This is a genomic window from Microvirga sp. M2 (assembly GCF_047497095.1).
In the GTDB taxonomy this organism is placed as follows: Bacteria; Pseudomonadota; Alphaproteobacteria; order Rhizobiales; family Beijerinckiaceae; genus Microvirga.
Map to the genome: position 1 here is coordinate 2,517,847 of NZ_CP134063.1, position 18,485 is coordinate 2,536,331.

At 66.4% G+C, this 18,485-nt stretch carries 14 protein-coding genes and 1 tRNA gene; 8 read left to right on the top strand and 7 right to left on the bottom strand.

What is annotated here, in order from left to right:
• Nucleotides 1-42: 42 nt before the first annotated feature.
• The gene (locus RE429_RS11950; RefSeq protein ID WP_414470991.1) at nt 43-1,050 is read right to left on the bottom strand and encodes a septal ring lytic transglycosylase RlpA family protein; all 1,008 of its coding nucleotides are present in this window, start codon (nt 1,048-1,050) and stop codon (nt 43-45) included.
• A gap of 477 nt (nt 1,051-1,527) precedes the next feature.
• Here RE429_RS11950 and RE429_RS11955 point away from each other — a divergent pair.
• The 3 genes from RE429_RS11955 to RE429_RS11965 all read left to right on the top strand — a co-directional run bounded on the left by RE429_RS11955 (nt 1,528) and on the right by RE429_RS11965 (nt 4,893).
• Nucleotides 1,528-1,617, top strand: a tRNA-Ser gene (locus RE429_RS11955).
• Between the two features lie 535 nt (nt 1,618-2,152).
• On the top strand, nt 2,153-2,923 hold the full coding sequence (gene ppk2 / locus RE429_RS11960) for a polyphosphate kinase 2 (protein ID WP_414470992.1): 771 nt from the start codon (nt 2,153-2,155) through the stop codon (nt 2,921-2,923).
• Nucleotides 2,924-3,231: 308 nt separating this feature from the next.
• Nucleotides 3,232-4,893, top strand: coding sequence for a SulP family inorganic anion transporter (locus RE429_RS11965; RefSeq protein WP_414474180.1), 1,662 nt, complete (start codon nt 3,232-3,234; stop codon nt 4,891-4,893).
• Between the two features lie 28 nt (nt 4,894-4,921).
• On the opposite strand, the gene cax is transcribed toward RE429_RS11965, so the two are convergent.
• A complete protein-coding gene (gene cax / locus RE429_RS11970) occupies nt 4,922-6,067 on the bottom strand; it encodes a calcium/proton exchanger (RefSeq protein WP_414470993.1) in 1,146 nt (381 codons plus the stop codon).
• A gap of 268 nt (nt 6,068-6,335) precedes the next feature.
• Entirely contained in the window at nt 6,336-6,605 is a 270-nt protein-coding gene (locus RE429_RS11975; protein ID WP_414470994.1) for a DUF6894 family protein, read from the bottom strand.
• A gap of 325 nt (nt 6,606-6,930) precedes the next feature.
• Between RE429_RS11975 and RE429_RS11980 the strand changes: the two genes are divergently transcribed.
• Entirely contained in the window at nt 6,931-7,449 is a 519-nt protein-coding gene (locus RE429_RS11980; protein ID WP_414470995.1) for a Spy/CpxP family protein refolding chaperone, read from the top strand.
• A gap of 65 nt (nt 7,450-7,514) precedes the next feature.
• Nucleotides 7,515-7,772 (top strand): hypothetical protein, encoded by a 258-nt coding sequence (locus tag RE429_RS11985; protein WP_414470996.1) that lies wholly within the window; start codon nt 7,515-7,517, stop codon nt 7,770-7,772.
• A 48-nt stretch (nt 7,773-7,820) separates the two neighbouring features.
• On the opposite strand, the gene RE429_RS11990 is transcribed toward RE429_RS11985, so the two are convergent.
• Both RE429_RS11990 and RE429_RS11995 read right to left on the bottom strand, forming a co-directional pair.
• On the bottom strand, nt 7,821-8,810 hold the full coding sequence (locus RE429_RS11990) for an AraC family transcriptional regulator (RefSeq protein ID WP_414470997.1): 990 nt from the start codon (nt 8,808-8,810) through the stop codon (nt 7,821-7,823).
• Between the two features lie 651 nt (nt 8,811-9,461).
• A complete protein-coding gene (locus RE429_RS11995; RefSeq protein WP_414470998.1) occupies nt 9,462-9,827 on the bottom strand; it encodes a DUF1194 domain-containing protein in 366 nt (121 codons plus the stop codon).
• A gap of 173 nt (nt 9,828-10,000) precedes the next feature.
• On the opposite strand from RE429_RS11995, the gene RE429_RS12000 reads away from it, so the two are divergent.
• Together RE429_RS12000 and RE429_RS12005 are read left to right on the top strand one after the other, a co-directional pair.
• Nucleotides 10,001-10,825, top strand: coding sequence for a universal stress protein (locus tag RE429_RS12000; RefSeq protein ID WP_414470999.1), 825 nt, complete (start codon nt 10,001-10,003; stop codon nt 10,823-10,825).
• 13 nt (nt 10,826-10,838) lie between these two features.
• Nucleotides 10,839-12,137, top strand: a complete 1,299-nt coding sequence (locus RE429_RS12005; protein ID WP_414471000.1) for an NRAMP family divalent metal transporter — start codon at nt 10,839-10,841, stop codon at nt 12,135-12,137.
• A gap of 118 nt (nt 12,138-12,255) precedes the next feature.
• On the opposite strand, the gene RE429_RS12010 is transcribed toward RE429_RS12005, so the two are convergent.
• Nucleotides 12,256-13,875 (bottom strand): copper resistance CopC/CopD family protein, encoded by a 1,620-nt coding sequence (locus RE429_RS12010; protein WP_414471001.1) that lies wholly within the window; start codon nt 13,873-13,875, stop codon nt 12,256-12,258.
• A 43-nt stretch (nt 13,876-13,918) separates the two neighbouring features.
• Nucleotides 13,919-14,455, bottom strand: coding sequence for a YcnI family protein (locus RE429_RS12015; RefSeq protein WP_414471002.1), 537 nt, complete (start codon nt 14,453-14,455; stop codon nt 13,919-13,921).
• A 448-nt stretch (nt 14,456-14,903) separates the two neighbouring features.
• Here RE429_RS12015 and RE429_RS12020 point away from each other — a divergent pair, with 448 nt between their 5' ends.
• Nucleotides 14,904-18,473: an autotransporter domain-containing protein gene (locus RE429_RS12020; protein ID WP_414471003.1), complete on the top strand. Its 3,570-nt coding sequence runs from the start codon at nt 14,904-14,906 to the stop codon at nt 18,471-18,473.
• The last annotated feature ends 12 nt before the right edge of the window (nt 18,474-18,485 follow it).

Here is an 18,485-nt window from a genome sequence, read left to right on the forward strand (position 1 = left end):
CCGCACTGGCGGGGCACAAGCGATGGTCCGCCCCGTTGGTTTTCAGCGAAGAATGAACGTCGACTGGTTCAGATTGCTGAAGCTGCTGCTCTTCTGGAAGCCAGTGTGCGGAGCTTCAGGAGACGCATAATACAGGCCGGCCACCACAGGGCGCGACGGCGGCAGGGCCGTCGAGCCCGCGGAACTCATGGTTATACGGGGGCTGCTCGCGCCCGGTATCGTGCCCAGATCGAAGGGCCGCTCCGGCGGCAGCGGAACATTGCCCTGGGCCGAGAATGCAACCCGCTGGGGCATGGCAGGCACGGCGTCGATGCCGTCGTCCGCCTCGTCGCCGCCGATTCCGATGGCCTGACGCGGCGCATTGGCGGGACGCGGGGTCGCCTGAGCGATCATGGTCGGCGCGGTATTCGTCAGAGAGGCCGGCCGGCCGTCCGTGCGAAGGCTCGCGAGAAGAATCCGGTCGTCGCTGCCGTTGGTCGATGCGCGGCCGACATATTCGACACGGACCCGCGCGGTCCCCTGCCGGCGGAATCCGAGGGCGTCGGCCGCACGCTCCGAGACATCGATGACGCGGTTGCCGTGGTACGGGCCCCGGTCGTTGACGCGCACGATCATCGAATGACCGTTCTGAAGATTGGTGACGCGCGCATAGCTGGGAAGCGGCATCGTGGTATGGGCCGCGGCGACGGAATCCCGATCGAAGACCTCGCCGTTGGCGGTCATGCGGCCATGGAAGCTGGGGCCGTACCAGGAGGCGAGGCCCTCGGCCGGACGGGGCGTCTCGGTCGGCACATAGGTCTGGCCGGCAATGGTATAGGGCTTGCCGACCATGTTGCGCCCGCCGCCCTTCGGGACCGGCTGGCCGTCCGCGACGACCTTCGGGCTCGGGGCAACGCCATATTTCGGATCGATCCCGCCCCGGACGTTCGAGGAGCAGTTGGCGACGGTCAGAGCAATGGCTGCAACGCCTGCCACACGGATGAGAGCTTGGCAGTCGAGGGCCACGATGCCCGTCAGGCCGCCTTTCGCTTCAGCGCGATCACAATGCATGGTGTTCCGCATCCCCTTTTCGCACTGCGCATGGCGGCGCCCGACTCTGCCCGAGCGCCAACCAAAGTGCTTTTGTCGCCTTAAAAGGAAGTTAAATGGCCCCGCTTGTCAATCGCAAAGCTGCCGGATTGTTAACAACATTGCCGTCTGCGCAAAGCCCGCGCTCGCCATAGAACAGCCGACAAGAACCTTACTGCCGCATGGTAACGTAGAGAATATTGCCGGATTCTAAACTTCGAATACGATGGGAACTTCGATGCGGCGCACTCGCGCAAATCGCTCCCGAGCATCCGAACGACTTAATTTTGCCATATTCTGCCGTGCGCTCGGGACTGTGCATGCCGCCGGTCCGCCCAGGGTCGGAGGGAGGCCCGTCGGGCCCATGAATTTCGTTGTCCCGTTGTCCCAATGACGTTGACGGCAATGGGTTTAGGGCCTTAGAGAACGGTTGGGTCCGGCCTTCGTTGACCCAAAGCCGGAGGGGTGGCCGAGTGGTTTAAGGCAGCGGTCTTGAAAACCGCCGTGGGTGCAAGCCCACCGTGGGTTCGAATCCCACCCCCTCCGCCATCTGCCACTTCATTGCTTCGTAAAGTGAAGCGATTTTGCTTCAGTGGCGCGTTCGCCATTCATTTCAGCCCACATTCCTCTCGCGACTGATGCGGTCTTATTTGCGGCGAGGCGTGAAATCCGCATGCTTGGCTATGGCCTCAATGCCGACGATGGCCCGGTCGGAGGTGCCGCGCGAGCCCATCACCTTTCTTCAACGGGAAGGGCTTCGCCCCGTGGCGAAGCCGCATCGGCACCGGGGCCCAGACACAAGAGCGTCGATGGCGTCTCGGATATTCATCGGATGCCCCCGTCCCAAAATGCCAAGCCGTCGTCACATCCTGTCAAGTCTTTGTGGGGCCTCGCTGTATGATGGCTGCCGACCGGCACTCACAGCAAACCGGGATACCGCCCCCTTCGCTCCCGTGCTTCCGAACGTGCCGATCCCGGTATCTGTCATTCGAGGACCACGGTGCGCCCCATGAAGCGTCAAGGGCTGTTGAAGAGCGAGAGAGCCGATGTCGGCACGGCGGTTGACGCCGGCGTTCGAGAGAGGATGAAGCGGAAGGACTTCGAGAACGAGCTCAGGAAGCTCCAGGTCAAACTCGTACGCCTGCAAACCTGGGTCAAGGCGACGGGCGCCCGGGTCATCGTGGTGTTCGAGGGCCGCGACACCGCCGGCAAGGGTGGCGTGATCAGCCGGATCACGCAGCGCGTGAGCCCCCGGGTATTCCGCCATATCGCCCTCCCGGCGCCGACCGAGCGGGAGAAGAGCCAGCTCTACATTCAGCGATATATCGCCCACTTCCCGGCCGCCGGCGAGATCGTGCTGTTCGACCGCTCCTGGTACAACCGGGCCGGGGTCGAGCGCGTGATGGGATTCTGCACCGATGACGAGTACGAGCGGTTCATGCGCCTTGTGCCGCCGTTCGAGCAGGAGATCGTCGATAACGGCATCATTCTGCTCAAGTACTTTCTGGACGTCAGCCAGGATGAGCAGCGCCGGCGTTTCGCCGACCGGATCGAGGATCCGGTCAAGCATTGGAAGCTCAGTCCGATGGATACCGAGTCGGTGCGCCGCTGGTGGGATTACACGCTGGCCTATCAGGAGATGCTGCACGGCACCGACACGCCGCAGGCTCCCTGGACCATCGTGCCGTCCGACGACAAGCGCCGGGCCCGCCTCAACCTGATCGCGCACATGCTCGGCACGATCCCGTACGAGAAGGTCAAGGTCGATCTGCCGAAGGTGCCCAAGGCCGAGCCGAGACCGAAGGGGGCCGATGACGGACTGCCCGCACGGCACGTCGTTCCGGCACGATACTGACGGCCCAGCGCATCGGACGTGAAAAGTGGGCACCGGTTTTGCGTGAAAAGATGCTCACAAACGGAGACTGACAGCATCGGATGTGGGGTCGATGCCACAGCCGAAGCAGTAGAGGGAAAACCCGGAACGCGGTCATGGCCGGTTCGCACCCAGTGGATCCTCTTCCTCCCGGCCCGATAGAGGCTGCGACGAGACCACCTGCGGCCGAGGGTCACGCGACAGGCGGGCACGAGGCCGAAGGCCCGAGCCATGAGGGCGTGACGCCGGACGCCCGTGGAATTGGCCGCGCGGCCGGAGGGTTGCGTTGGATGCCCGGCCTCGGCACCCTCCTCCGGTACGAGACCGCATGGCTGGGGCACGACGTCGTGGCCGGTCTCGTGCTGGCGACCATGCTCGTCCCCGTCGGGATCGCCTATGCCGTGGCGTCCGGCCTGCCGGGGATCTGCGGTCTCTATGCCACCATCGTCCCGCTGCTGGTCTACGCCGTGTTCGGACCGAGCCGCATCCTCGTCCTGGGCCCGGACTCGGCCCTCGCCGTCGTCATCCTCGGCGTCGTGCTTCCGTTGTCCGGCGGAGATCCGCAGCGCGCCATCGCCCTGGGCGGGATGATGGCGCTCGTGTCGGGAACGGTCCTGATCCTCGCTGGACTGGCGCGCCTGGGTTTCGTGACCGAGCTCCTCTCCAAGCCGATCCGCTACGGCTACATGAACGGCATCGCCTTGACCGTGCTGATCAGCCAGCTCCCCAAGCTTTTCGGCTTCTCGGTCGAGAGCACGGGACCCCTGCGTGACCTGTGGGCGATCGGCGGAGCGATCCTGGCCGGCCGGACGAACTGGGTGGCGTTTGCGATCGGCCTGGGAACGCTGGCGACCATCCTGCTGCTGCGGGGACAGAGGCGCGTGCCCGGGATTCTGGTCGCAGTCGTCGGCGCGACCGTCCTTGTCGGCATGCTCGGCCTCGCGGAGAGCCACAACGTCTCGATCCTCGGCTCCCTTCCCCAGGGGCTTCCCCGTTTCGCGATCCCCTGGATCGGGATCGGCGAGATCACGTCCGTGCTGATCGGAGGCTGCGCCGTCGCCATGGTGTCGTTCGCCGACACCAGCGTCCTTTCGCGCGCCTACGCCGCACGGACCCGCACCGTCGTCGATCCCAACCAGGAGATGGTGGGGCTTGGAGCCGCCAACCTCGCCACCGGATTCTTTCAGGGCTTTCCGATCAGCAGCAGCAGCTCGCGCACGCCGGTGGCGGAAGCCGCCGGTGCGCGCTCGCAACTGACCGGCATCGTCGGTGCGCTCGCCATCGCCTTGCTGCTGCTGGTGGCACCCGACCTCTTGCGGAACCTGCCAACCTCCGCCTTGGCGGCGGTTGTGATCGCGTCCGCCGTCGGCTTGTTCGAGATGAGCGACCTCAAGCGGATCTACCGCATCCAGCGCTGGGAATTCTGGCTGTCGGTCGCGTGCTTTGCCGGCGTGGCCGTGTTCGGCGCCATTCCCGGGATCGGCTTGGCGATCGTCATTGCGGTGATCGAGTTCCTGTGGGACGGCTGGCGGCCCTACTCCGCCGTCCTGGGCCGTCCGTCCGGCATCGAAGGTTACCATGACGTCACGCGCTATCCGGAGGCGCGCCGGATTCCCGGTCTGGTCCTGTTCCGCTGGGATGCCCCGCTGTTCTTCGCCAACGCGGAACTGTTCCGCGAGCGCCTTCTCGCCGCCCTGGCGGAATCGCCGACCCCGGTCCGGTGCGTCGTGGTCGCGGCGGCGCCGGTCACGAGCGTCGACGTGACCGCGGCCGATACCCTGACGGACCTGGACGACGCCCTGCTGGCGCAAGGCATCGAGCTCCGGTTTGCCGAACTGAAGGATCCCGTCAAGGACAAGCTGCGGAGGTTCGGGCTTTTCGACCGGTTCGGCGAGACGCGGTTCTTCCCGACCATCGACGCCGCCGTGTCGCGATATTGCGGAACGACATGAGAGACGCTGTCGCGGCATCGCTCGCCTTCTACGGCGTGGGGGCCGGGATCAGGTAAAGAATGGCCGCGATGATGAGGTAGAGCGCCAGGAGCTGCGCGCCCTTGAACCAGTTGGCTTGGCCCGTCGTGGTGACGGTCGCTCCGAGCAGCACCGCCCCGAACAGCATCCACATCTCGGCTTGCGAGAACATCAACCGGAACTGCGGCTGCCCCATGCCCGGCGCGACCAAAACCAGGATGGGAGCCACGAAGAGCGCGATCTGCACACAGCTTCCCAGGGCGATGCCGATGCTCAGATCGGGACGGTTCGCCCGGCCCATGGCGATGGCCGACCCGGTCTCGGCCGCCCCCCCGACGAGCGCGAGCACGATCACGCCCATGAACACCTGAGACATGCCGAGCGCATGCCCCGCCTGCTCCGCGGCGCCGACGAGGATCTCGCTCATCCAGGCCGCGCCGAGAGAGGCAACGAGCAGGGTCGCAATGCCCCTTCCAAGGCGCGGGTGCTCCTCGGCCGCCTCCGGCGCCGGTACGTTGAGTTCGGCAAAGGTCTCGGGGTGGGTTCGCAGGGAGTAGAGCAGGAACAGCCCATAGAGGCCCAGAAGGACGATCGCCACGACGAGGTCCAGGGTGGCGTGCACGCCAAGATGGGGCTCCGCTTCGAGGGAGCGGTGGAACGCGCTCGGCAGCGCCAGGCTGATCCAGGCCAGCACCATGGTCGACGCGTAGATCCGCACCGCATCCGGGTTGTATCTTTGGCCGTGGTGGCGCAGGCCGCCGAGCAGGAAGGAGAGGCCGAGAGCCACCAGCAGGTTGGCCAGCAGCGCTCCGACGATCGACGCCCGCACCATCTCCAGGAGCCCGGCCTGCAGGGCCGCCATGGCGATGATCAGCTCCGGCAGGTTGCCGAAGGTGGCGTTGAGGAGCCCTCCAACCGTGGCGCCCGTGTGGGCGGCGACCTGTTCGGTTCCCTGGACGATGAGCCTGGCGAACGGCACGATGGCCAATGCCGCGCAGAAGAAAACGATGCCGGCCGGCACGGTGCCGGCGCGGTCGAGCATGGCGGCGGCGGGGGCAAGAACCAGAAGCCACAGGAGGGAGGGTTTGAGCAGGGACGACCTGACGAGATGAGGCACGGCCGCGGGGGCTGCGTCAGGATAGGGCTTGTCCGTCATGACCTTGTTCCCCGGCGGGACCCTGGCAATGGTTCAACCGTAGCGCGGCTCGCGCGCTGCGCTTGACCAGCAGGGACAATCCATTGACGGTTTGGGCCACCGGTCCCGCGGGCGAGCGCATCGTTCGACGTCGCAGGTCCAGCTTTCTCGGCGGATCAGGCTTGAGCGCCGGAGACGATCTCTCGACAATTGCACCCCCGACCCGCCGGAATCCTGTGAGGGCGATGGGCCTGTCCGTGACCGCATCGGACCGCGCGATAGCGCGGCCTCATTGGCGAAAGAGCTTCGTGGGGCGAGGCGTCCGATCGTCGAAGCTTGCGGAGAACGGGATTCTGAAGACGAGCTCGTCGGCGGCGTTCACGACCTCGATGATGTAGCCGCGTGGATGCCGGCCGCTGGCCGCCAACACAGCCTTGACGTCCCGGGCCGCGTCGAACGCCTCGCGATAGGCGGTCGCCACGTCGGGAAAATCGAGCCCGAGCTCGTCGCGGCTCAATTCCTGGCGAACGCCCCTGACATGAAAGAAGAAGCGAGGCACGACACTCCTCCGTTCCCGCGGTGTGCCCGACAAGGCCTATCCTGACCCGGCCGCCGGCCACCTGCTTGTCCGCTTAGGACAATCGCTTGGCGTTTCGTGACCCAGGGCTTCCGAGGCGACTTATATCGATCGGTCCCATGGACGGTCGGGTCCGGAAGTCCGCGGCCACGCAAGGACCAGAGAACGGGCGGCGGCTGGTCCGGGTTGCGGTCCCGTCCGTGTCCGAAACTGCCAACGAGAAGTCTCAAACCATCAAGTCGACCGCGGTTCATTTGCGTAGATTGATGCTTGCCGGAACCAGCAGGAGATCAAGATGCGAAAGGGAATGATCGGCGCCGCGGCGGCCTTGTTCATCATCGGCTCGCCCGTGGCCCATGCACAGCAAGCCACCACCAGCCCAGGCGCATCATCCGATGACGAAAGCCTGAGCCAGGCCGATTTCAAGATGCTGACCGACATTCGGGTCGGCGCGATCAAGGCCGCTCTGCAACTCACTCCGGAGCAGGAGAAGCTCTGGCCCGCCGTGGAAGCTGCGATCCGCGCCAGGGCCGAGACGCGCTATCGCCGGTTGGCCGCGCTCGGGGAGCACATGGACCAGGGAAATGACGTCGACCCGGTGCAGCTCTACCGCCAACGCGCCGACGTCCTGACGGAACGTGCGGCAGGACTGAAGAAGCTCGCCGATGCCTGGCAGCCGCTTTACCAGAGCCTCACGCCCGACCAGAAGACCCGGCTGCGCGTCGTGACGGTGCATGCGATCGAGGGGCTTCGGACCGCGATTGAAAACCGCGCCATGGACCAGGGTGACGAGGAAGATGCAGACCCTGGGATGCTCCCCTATTAGGGTGCTGCGCCAGCACGCCACACGCCCGATGGCGGAGGTGGAAACGACAAGGATGGAGGATAGCCATGCGGCCCATGAAATCCCTGTACTGCGCCGGCCTGGCGCTCGCGGCTCTCACCGCTCTCGCCCTTGTCCCGGAGCCCGCGACAGCAGTCGTTTACTGCAAGACGGTCGGCGTGCCGAAAGGCTGTGTCGCGCGCCCGGTCGCGCCCGTGGCCCGACGTGCGGTCGTGACACCCGGCGTCGGCGCTCCCGGCGTCGGCATTCGCCCCGGTACCCCGATGAACCGCGGCGGCCCGGTCAATCGCGTCGGCCGGCGCTGACCGTGTCGCGCACCGGCCCGGTTCGAGCCTCGCCACGAGGCGGCTGCGCTATCGCAGCCGGCCGCCTTTAGCACGCCAAGCGGTGGGCGTCTGGCCCGACCAGCGCCGGAAGGCGCGGGTGAAGGCGCTGGCTTCCGAATAGCCGAGCGCCGCCGCGATCTGCCCGAGCGGCACCGCAGTATCCTCCAGCAACTGCCGGGCGATCCCGAACCGGATCTCGTTCGTGATGGACCGATAGCCCGTACCGGTGTCCTTCAGGCGGCGGGTCAGGGTGCGGCGGTGCATCGCCAACAGACCGGCGATGTCTTCGGCCGAGCAGCGATGGCTTGTCATCCGCATGCGCAACAGCCTTCGAATATCGTCCGAAAACCCGGAGCCCGCATCCGCCCGCATCTGTCGGAGCCGCTCCTCCAGCATCACGTGCAGCAAAGGATCGGCTCCCGCCACCTTGCGCTTCAAATCGTGGGCCGGGAACACGAGAGTGGCCGTCTCCTGGTCGAATCGGACCGGGGCCCGGAAATGACGCCGGTAGGGTTCCGTCGCGGCCGGCGCCCTATGCGGCAGGAACACTTCCGTCGGATGCCAGTCGGAGCCGCACAGGCTGCGCAGCACATTGACCGAAACCGCCACGGCCGCTTCGGTGATCTGCTCCACACTCGTGCTGTCAGGCTGGTAGGCCGCATAGGTGAGCAGAGTCATGTCGCCACGGACGGTCAGCGAAACAGCCACGACCCTGTCCTGGACGCTGAGGTTGGACACGAGCCCATCGAGGGCCGCGCCCACCGTCTCCGAATGCTGCATCAGCCGCCCGATAAGATCCATGGACAGGATGGTGGCGTGCTGGCCGACCAGCAGCCCGAAATGGGGACAGTTCGTGCGCGTCACGCAGAGGGTGTACAACCGGGCCAGGGCGGCGAACGGAATGACATTGGCGCCGTCCCCGAAGAGGCGCGGATCAAGGCCCGCGTCGCGGATCACCGTATCTGGATCGAGGCCGAACTCGCGCAGAGTCGGAACGATCTCTTTCGAGACTCCCAAGTGAACGTGGCCGGGCGGCAACGTTCGGACGGACGACCCCGCCAGGACGGAAGCGGAGAATGTGATTGGTTTCTCTGAGCCCATATGCGTGCTCTAGGACGCAGGCGCGATCCTGTCGGTCATCGACTTGGCCTATTTAGATCGACTTGGCCCACGTAGATCGACTTGGCCCACGTAGAAATGAAACGACTCGTGGAAATGAAACGACTCGTGCAACGGCACAATCGGCTTTGTCTGACGCGAAGATATTGATAAGGATCAAAATGGCTCTCTTCAATATTGTCGACTTCGGAAATTAATAGGTACTAAGAAGCCATTCTTAATGATAAAGTTGCCGCCTGCGATCTTAGACCAACGTTCTTACGGACATCATCGCCTCTGCGCCCCATCAACAATATGTGAACGAATAGCCGGCGATTCTATTCTACGATTTATCTGTTCGGAATCGAACGTCAGGTGCTCGAGCATGGACAAGCACCGCGCGCGTAGCGTGCCCTCTTTCAAGGGTGCAGACGGTGGTCGCGCACTGAAATGGATCTTCCTGGGTCACCAGGACGATGCGTATGAACGCTTTCGCCTCGTCATGGCAGAGCAGCGAGCGTCTCAGCCGAGCTCTTCCTGAACGGACCATCGGCACCGTTCGCACTGCGGTCATCGAGCCTCCTCAACGAACCCAAAAGTGGGCCCCGATCTTGCGTGAAGAGATTGTCCAGCACTGTCCACGGCAGCACGATCCACTGATCGGCCGAGCCCGACCACTCCATGTAGGTCATCCAGGTAGGTCACCGCAATTCGCCCAATGACGCCCTCGCGGATCGCGGCCTGGACGAGCGGATCGCGAAAGGCCTCGGCGTAGCCCTCGCGCTGGAGGTCCTGCTCATCAGGGGCCATCGAGGCGGAGACGCCGACCGCGATGACGAGCGCGAGATCGACCGCGGTTTGGGCTCGGGCTGGCAGCAATGCGCCGGATGCGCCGAACAGGGCCAAGCCGACCATAACGGATCGGAACCACCCCATCGCGCGTCCTCCGTGGGCCGTAGACCATACCGCGACGACCCTCCTGCACGGTTCCCTGCGCTGCCTTGACGTAGCTCAATGCGCCGCGGCCGCCGCTATGATGCGGTGGAGTGGTCCACGCCCGTTCCTGACCGGCTTCGCTCCTGTCCGGAACAGCGGTTCGGAGACAAGCCATGCTGTGCGACATCCTGATACACGTGGATGGGAGCGACGCCGGACGCCGCCAGGTCGGCGTCGCCGTCGATCTGGCCCGCCGCACGGGCGCCCGGCTGTCGGGCCTGCACGTGATCCCGCCGCCGGACGTGCCGCCGCGATACAAGCCGAGCCTGATCGACAGGGTGGCCGAAGACATTTCCGCCGGCCTTTCCTCAAGGGCCCGTGCAGCCGCCGCGGCGTTCCGCGAAGAGGCTATCGCGCGGTTGCCGGAGACCTCTTGGTCCGAGGCGTCCGGCAACATCGCGGAGGGCATCAGCGCTCACGCCCGCTATGCCGATCTGGTCATCGTAGGCCAGTCCGAATGGCAAGGTCCGCCCGAGGCCCATCCGCTGCCCGTCGCCCATTCGGTCGTGCAGCACTGCGGCCGCCCCGTGCTGGTCGTGCCGGCCCTGGCGCCGCCTTGCCTGTTCGCGCGTGCCGCAGTGGCCTGGGACGGCAGCCGCGAGGCGGTCAGGGCGGTCCACGACGCATTGCCGCTGCTCCAACTGGCGCGAACGGTTCGGATCCTCTCCATCGTCGCCGCTGCGGCCGAACCGGACGAGGCGGACATCGAAAACCTGTTCGCGCACCTGCGTCGGCATGGCATCCGTGCCGAGGGCGAGATTTTCCGGGTCACGTCGGTTGCGGAACACAAAGCCCTCCAGGACCAAGTCGAGCACGGGCACTACGACCTGCTGGTGATGGGTGGCTACTCGGATCCCCTGTGGCTCGAACTCGTCTTCGGCGGCGCGACGCGATCGATGCTCCTGGCATCCGCGATTCCGATCCTCGTCTCGCATTAGGGATGGGCGGTCCATGCGGTACCAGCCCAAGCCCCCGCACGTCCCGAAGATCATCGGAACGGCCGTGCACCGCCTGAGGGAGCATCCCCTCGCGCGGATCGGACCGGGCTTGATCACAGGGGTCGCCGACGACGATCCGAGCGGCATCGCAACCTATTCGCAGGCGGGCGCACAGTTCGGCCTCAACATGCTGTGGACGATGCCGCTGGCCTTCCCGCTGATGGCGGCCGTCCAGTCGATGTGCGCCCGGATCGGCCGGGTGACCGGCAAGGGTCTGGCCGCCAACATCAAGGCCGCCTTCCCGCCGATCGTGCTCCAAGGAATCGTGCTGCTGCTCCTGATCGCCAACACGTTCAATATCGCCGCCGATGTCGCGGCGATGGGCGAGGTGGCCGAACTCGTCACCGGGTTCAGTCGTCACCTCATGACGGTGGCGTTCGTGCTGGCGACCCTGGCCCTTCAGGTCTTCGTTCCCTATCACCGCTACGTCTTCTTCCTGAAGTGGCTGACCCTCTCGCTGCTGGCCTATGCCGCCGTGCTCTTTACCGTGCACGTCCCCTGGGGCGAGGTCGCATTGCGCACGGTCTGGCCGTCCTTCACGCCGAATGCCGCTGCCGCGACCATGGTGGTCGGGGTCTTCGGTACCACGATCAGCCCCTATCTGTTCTTCTGGCAGGCCTCCGAGGAGGTCGAGGACATGCGGGGCACTGCGCCTCTCCTGCGTGATCCGCAGGCCGCCTCCCGAGAGTTGCGCCGCATCCGATGGGACACCTGGAGCGGCATGCTCTATTCCGACGCCACGGCCTACTTCATCATCCTGGCCACTGCGGTCACCCTCCACGTGGCCGGCGTAACGGACATCGAGACCGCCGCGCAGGCCGCGGGCGCATTGCGGCCCCTGGCCGGCGATTTCGCGTTCGTGCTGTTCGCCCTCGGGATCCTGGGCGTCGGGCTGATCGGCGTGCCCGTTCTCGCGGGCTCGGCCGCTTACGCGGTGTGCGAAGCAATGAACTGGAAGTGGGGCCTCGAGCGCAAGGCCACCGACGCACGCGGATTCTACGGCGTCATTGCGGTCAGCGTGCTCGCGGGGCTCGTCATCCAGTACTCCCCGATCAGTCCTATGAAGGCGCTCTTCTGGAGCGCGGTGATCAACGGCGTCGTGGCCGTGCCCCTGATGGTGGTGATCATCGTGCTGGTGTCGCGGAAGGCGGTGATGGGCGCCTTCACCGCGACACCCGGAATCCTCGTCCTGGGTTGGGTCGCCACTGCCGTCATGGGAGCTGCCGCAGTGATGATGATGATTCCTGGATAGCGCCGGCCCAGCGCCTCGACCTGCGCTTCGACCTGCGCCGCGAACTCGTGACGCCGGAGCGGGTGAAGGCCGACGCCCTGTATCGCGGCGCCGCGTTCGGCCAAGTCCCCTGTTCCGGTCAGGGCTTGATCTCCACCTCCCCTTCCAGGGCTGCCTTGTCGAAGTCGGTGACCAGAGCATCGACGCGGATCTGCCACCGTCCGGGCTGTGGGATGATGAGGTTGTCGACGTGCCATGAACCGTCCCCATCGCGCCGGGCGGCGCGCGTGATGGGCTCGATGCCGGCGGCGGGACGGGCGAGTGTCAGGGTCACCTCCTTGGGATCGAGCGGCGCGAAGTCCCCGGTCGTGAGCGTCATCGAGGCTTGAACCGGTCCGGCGCGGCTCGGGCTGAGCGTCAATTCGACCATCGCTTGTGCCGTATGGATGTGCGTGCTTACCGGCTCCGTCGCGGTCTCCAAGAGAACTCTGGGCGGCGGGGTGAAGCGCCAGGTCGCCACCAGCCCGAGGATCACCATGGCAAGGGCCACCTCTCGCATGATCGAGCGAACCAGTGCACGGCTCGCGGCCGGAACTCGGGCCAAAGCCGGCGTCAAGCGTTGCCGGTTAAGGGCGGCGAGAGCGAGGAGAATGATCACGGCAGTCAGCTTGGCGAGAAGCACGCGCCCATAGGCGGTGGAGAGAAGAGCGGCCGGGGTTGCGACCTGGATGACGCTCAGGGTCAGCCCGGTGAGGACGAGAAGGCCAACCATCGGCACCGCCACGGTCGAGAACCGGCGCACGATCGGCGATGATGCCTTGCGCATCCTCCCGACGACCAACGCGAGCGGCGCGAGGCTGCCGACCCAGAACGCCGCCGCCACGCCATGCAGGAACACCGCGGGCCGCGTCAGCCATTGCGGCTCGGCAGCGCTCGCATGTCCGCTGAGGGCAAGGGCCAATCCGGCCCCGCCCAGTCCCAACAGGGCCAACCCGCGGCTCGCCCTTCCGGCCACACCACTCAGGGCGAGCCACGCGCACAGGAGTGCTCCGACTCCGGTCATGGCCGTCGGCCCGAAGGACGTCGAGATGCCCGCGTGCCAGGGATGCGGCGACAGAAGCAGCGGGAACGATGCACCGAGAACGTCCAGCCCTTGCAGCCCGACGGACACGATGGTCGCGCCCAACCCGAGCCCCATGGCAGCGCGCATGATCCGCAGAGCCGCCTGCGGTGTCGCCCCCGGCGCGATCCAGAGAGCGAAGACGCCGCCGCCCGCCCCGGCAAACAGGCCGATATACAGAGAAAGCCGGGCCAGCCAGATGGCCGCGGCAACAGGCTCATCGAGACCGGCGGGCCGCGAGGCCGAGGTCGGTGCCCCGATGGAAAAGACGATCGAGCCGGCGACGGGATGGCCGTCGGACGAGATCACCCGGTAGCTGACGACTTGAGTGCCCTGAGGCAGGTTTCCGGGCAGGCTGAGCGTGACGGTGCTGTCCCGCGCCTCGGTCTTCAGGTCACCATGCGCTATGCCTTTGGCGTCGGTGAGTTGCACCCTGAGCGGCGCGACCGGCTCGTTGAACCGCAACTGCACACGAGAAGGAGCAGCCGTGAGAACGGCTCCGTCGGCCGGAATGGCCTCGATGAGCGAGGCATGCGCCTCAGCCCGCCCGCCCAGGAGCCCGCCCAGGAGACCGCAGACGAGCAGGAGTGTGCAGACGATCTCGAGTGTGCAGAACAACAATGGGCGAAGCCAGATCATGCCAGCCTCCAGGGCACGCCCGCGGGCGTGCCCTGGCCTCCGATCAGTCGGTGACCTTCGGGCGCAGCCTCACGCCCGGTGCCGGGGACTTGTAGTCGTCCGCCTTCCGTCCTTCGGCCGGGATCTCGATCCAGCGATCGGCCTTGCCGCCCGCGCATTCCTGCACAACAGGGAAGTAGAGCATGGTGTCCGGCTTGAGGCCGTCGGTCAGGAAAGCCCGGAAGACGAACTCGTCATAGTGCTTGTCGAGCAGCTTGCCGGTCCAGACGATCTCCCGCACACCTTCGGTCGTGGGGGCGCCGTGGTAGTCGTATGACTGCTTGTAGGGGGTCTCGACCGTGTTCAGCTCCCAACCCGCCTTGGGCATGGGCTTGACGGCAATCACCCCCTCCGGGATCTGCACCCGCAGCTTGAGCGTCGGCTCGCCCTCGCAGCCGTGCGCCACGCGCAGGACGGCCTTGTAGGTCGAACCGATGGCGGCTGGCTGGGGCTCCAACGTGACATGGGCCAGAGCCAGGGAGGAAACCAGGCAAAGGGGAGCGGCGGCGGCGAGCGTCCCGAGATGGTGGATTCTGTTCATCGGATGTGTCCCGTGATTGTGTTGATCGAACGGAAGACCGATCAGACGGGACGCGGCGGGGCACGGGCTCCGAGCCGCAGGGCCAGGATCGCCGCGAGCGCGATGACACGGCTGGCTCGTCCCCGACCTGTGGATAGTCTCCTCATGGCAGGGTAAACTACAGGCCGCCCTTCAAAAAGCCATGGGTCAGCGCATCGTGCGGACGCGGCGGGCCGCGCTGGCGAACAGTGGAATCCACTTTTCACGCCCGATGCGCCAGGACGCCTTCGGGCCTATTTCCAAACACAAAAAGATCCTTCCGAACAGCTCCTTATTCTTCGCTTGTCGTACGTTTCCGACACCTGTTGGACTTTCCTTGGCGCATGTTGGAATCGCTTGTGCGCACGTGACCGCTCGTGCATCAGGAGGCCCTTTAGGGATCGCCACGAATCCCACGGGGCATACTTCCATGAACAATTCGACCCAGACGCGGGCCACATCGGTGGGCCTCAAGGCGAGGCTCGCGACAGGCACCGCGCTCCCGCTCCTCCTCATCGCGCTCGGGGGAATCGCTTCCCCCGCCACCGCCCAGATGGCGATGCCGTCGTACTGCTCCGGCGGGAACGTCGGGTATACCTGCGGCGCTTCCGGCGTCACGGCCTCGCCCGACGATTCGGGCTTGCCTGCGGACCTGACGGTCGATACCGGGGGTGAGACGATCAACGGCACAGTCACGTTCAATCGCCCGAACGGAGCCGTTGGAAACCTGCCGATGTGGCTTCTGGTCACCGGCACGACGGAGATTGTCGTCCCTCCCTTGATGACCGCCTTCGGCATCGGGGTCTCGAACCCTGAGGGCGACATCCACGCGGAAATCGGTTCGGGCGTGACCATCCGCAACCTGCCTCCGATAACCGGCTTCGGCATGGGCGTCTTCGTCGGCGCCTCCAAGGGCAGCGCCACGCTCGTGACGGACGCGGATATCGAGACCAGGGGCGACGCCGTTTCCGCTGTCGTCCTCGGCGGGAGCGCCTCGATCTCCAACAATGGCACCGTCACCTCGCGGGATGCGGGCGGCCTCGTTGCGCAGAACCTCTCGACGACCCCCTTCCTCGTGCGGATCACCAATCAAGGAACCGTGGATGCCTACACGAACGCAATCTCCGCGGTCAGCTCCGGCGGCGATGTCGTTGTCGAGAACGAAGGCTCCGTGACGGGCCGAGGCAATGCCTCGGTCGGCATCGAGGCTCGGGCGTCGAACGGCACCGTCCGCGTCGTGAACTCCGGAACCGTCACGGGCCATGACGGCATCCTGTCGCTCTTCGGCGACACCACCATCGAGAACGCCGGCTCCATCCAGGCGACGGGCGGCGATGCCATCCGCCTCGGCAACGGCAACCACTCCCTCGTCCTGAAGAAGGGGGCGGCCATCGTCGGCGGCATCGTCGCGGGTGGGACGCTGGCCATCGACGCTCAGACCGACATGACGATCGCCGGCGGCATCCGCGAGGGCGGCAACCTGCCGGGATTCATGGTCATGGATGTCGGTCCCGGCGGCACTCTCGCCCTGACCAAGAAGGGCTCAGGCACCCTGACCCTGACGGGTGACAACACCTACTCGGGCGGCACCCGCATCGAGGCAGGCGTGCTCGCGGTCGAGCGCGACGCCAATCTCGGCTCCGCGGGAACCCCGGTCGTCTCCAACCTGTTGCGCGCCGCGGCATCTCCCCCGGCCCCCGTCAACGGCGGCATCACCCTCGCGGGCGGCACGCTGCGCTACCTCGCCGGTTTCGACAGCGCCCGCACGCTGACGGTCGAGGCGGCAGGCGGCACCATCGACACCAACGGCAGGAACGCCTCCCTGTCGGGCCTCGTCCTGGGTTTCGGCAACCTGAACAAGGCGGGCCTCGGCACGCTCGCCCTGACGGGCAACGGCAGCGGCTACGGCGGCACCCTGTCCATCAACCGGGGCGCCATCGCGCTCGTCGGCGGCAGCCTCGGCGGCAAGGTCGACATCAAGAAGGACGGCTCCCTGCTCGTCGGCGACGGCAAAGTCGATGGACATCTGCTGGCGGACACCACCAACAACGGCAGGCTCGTCTTCAACCAGACCGGAAACTACGACTACACCGGCGACCTCGACGGCGGCGGCGCCCTCGTGAAGAAGGGTTCGGGCGAACTCCTCCTGAGCGGCGAATACCGCTACACGGGCTCGACCGTCGTCGAAGGCGGCTCCGTGCGCCTCGCGGCGGGACTCAGCCAGGAGACGGACCTCGTCATCGACGGCGGCACGTTCAATCTCAGCGGTCGCGATCAGACCGTGTCCGGCCTTTCCGGCCGCAGCGGCAGGCTCCTGCTCGGCAACGGCAACCTCGTCGTCGACCAGGGCGAGGGTTCGACCTTCGGCGGCGCGATCAACGGATCGGGCACCTTCACGAAGATGGGTGCGGGTCGCCTCGACATGACCGGCACCAGTCCCTTCACGGGCGGCACCTTCGTGAACGGCGGCACACTGGCCGTCAACGGCTCGCTGTCCCGCTCGAACGTGACCGTCAACAACGGCGGCGCCCTCGGCGGAAACGGCACGGTCGGCGGCATCGTGGCCGGCAACGGCGGCATCGTCGCCCCCGGCAACTCCATCGGCAACCTGAAGGTGTCGGGCGACGTGACCTTCGGGCTCGGGTCCATCTACGTGGTGGAGGCGAACGCGGCCGGACAGGCCGACCGGATCGACGCCACGGGCAAGGCCGCCATCTCGGGCGCCACAGTCCGCGTGCTCGCGGAGAGCGGCACCTACAGCCCCACCACGAACTACACGATCCTGACGGCCGGCAACGGCGTCGCGGGGACGTTCGCGGGCGTCACCTCGAACTTCGCGTTCCTGACGCCGAGCCTCGCCTACGGCGCCAGCGACGTCATCCTCACCCTGACCCGCAAGGGAACGGGCGGCGGCGATACACCCGTCCGGTTCTCCGACGTCGCGGTCACCCGCAACCAGTTCAACACGGCCGAGGCCGTGGAGGGTCTGGGCAGCGGCCACCGCGTGTTCGACGCGGTCCTCGGCCAGAGCGTCCCCGGCGCCCGTCTGGCGTTCGACGCCCTCTCGGGCGAGGTCCATGCCGGCGTGGCGGGCACCTTGATCGAGGACGGCCGCCTCGTGCGTGACGCCGTCATGAACCGCCTCGTCGGGCCGTATGACAAAGACCCGTCGAAGTGGGGCTTCTGGGGCCAGGGCTTCGGCTCCCGGGGCCGGAGCGATCGCACGGCCGACGCGGGTTCGCTCGACCGTTCCACGACGGGGTTCCTGATCGGTCTCGATGGTGAGGTGACCAACGGATGGCGTCTGGGCCTCGCAGGTGGCTACACGTCGACGTCGCTCGACCTCGATGCGCGCAGCTCGTCGGCCTCGGTCGACAGCTACCATGCTGCGATCTACGGCGGCACGCGGCTCGGGAGCCTGGGCATCCGTCTCGGCGGCGCCTATGCATGGAACGATGTCGATACGTCCCGTTCCGTCGCATTCCCCGGCTTCGCAGACAGCCTGAACGCCGATTACCAGGCCCGCACGGGTCAGGTGTTCGGTGAGGTCGGATACCTCTTCGATCTTGGCGATGTGAGGATCGAACCGATCGCCGGGCTGACCTACATGAACCTCGACGTCGACACCTTCCGCGAGATCGGCGGCGCCGCAGCGCTCGACGGCCTCGGCGGCAGCCAGGACGTGACCTACTCGACGCTCGGCGCTCGCGCCTCGACCGACCTCGCGATCTCGGACGACACCACCGTGATCGCGAAGGGCATGCTCGGCTGGCGTCACGCCTTCGGCGACGTCACCCCGGCCTCACTGCTCGCATTCGGCGGCGGCGGCAACCCGTTCACGGTTTCCAGCCTCCCGGTCGCCGCGGACGCGCTCGTCATGGAAGCCGGCCTCGGGATCGAAGTCGGCAGCGCTGCGACCGTCGGCGTCTCGTATGGCGGCCAATACGCCCGCAAGGTGCAGGACCACAGCATCAGGGCGGGCCTCGAGGTCCGCTTCTGATCCGATTGACCG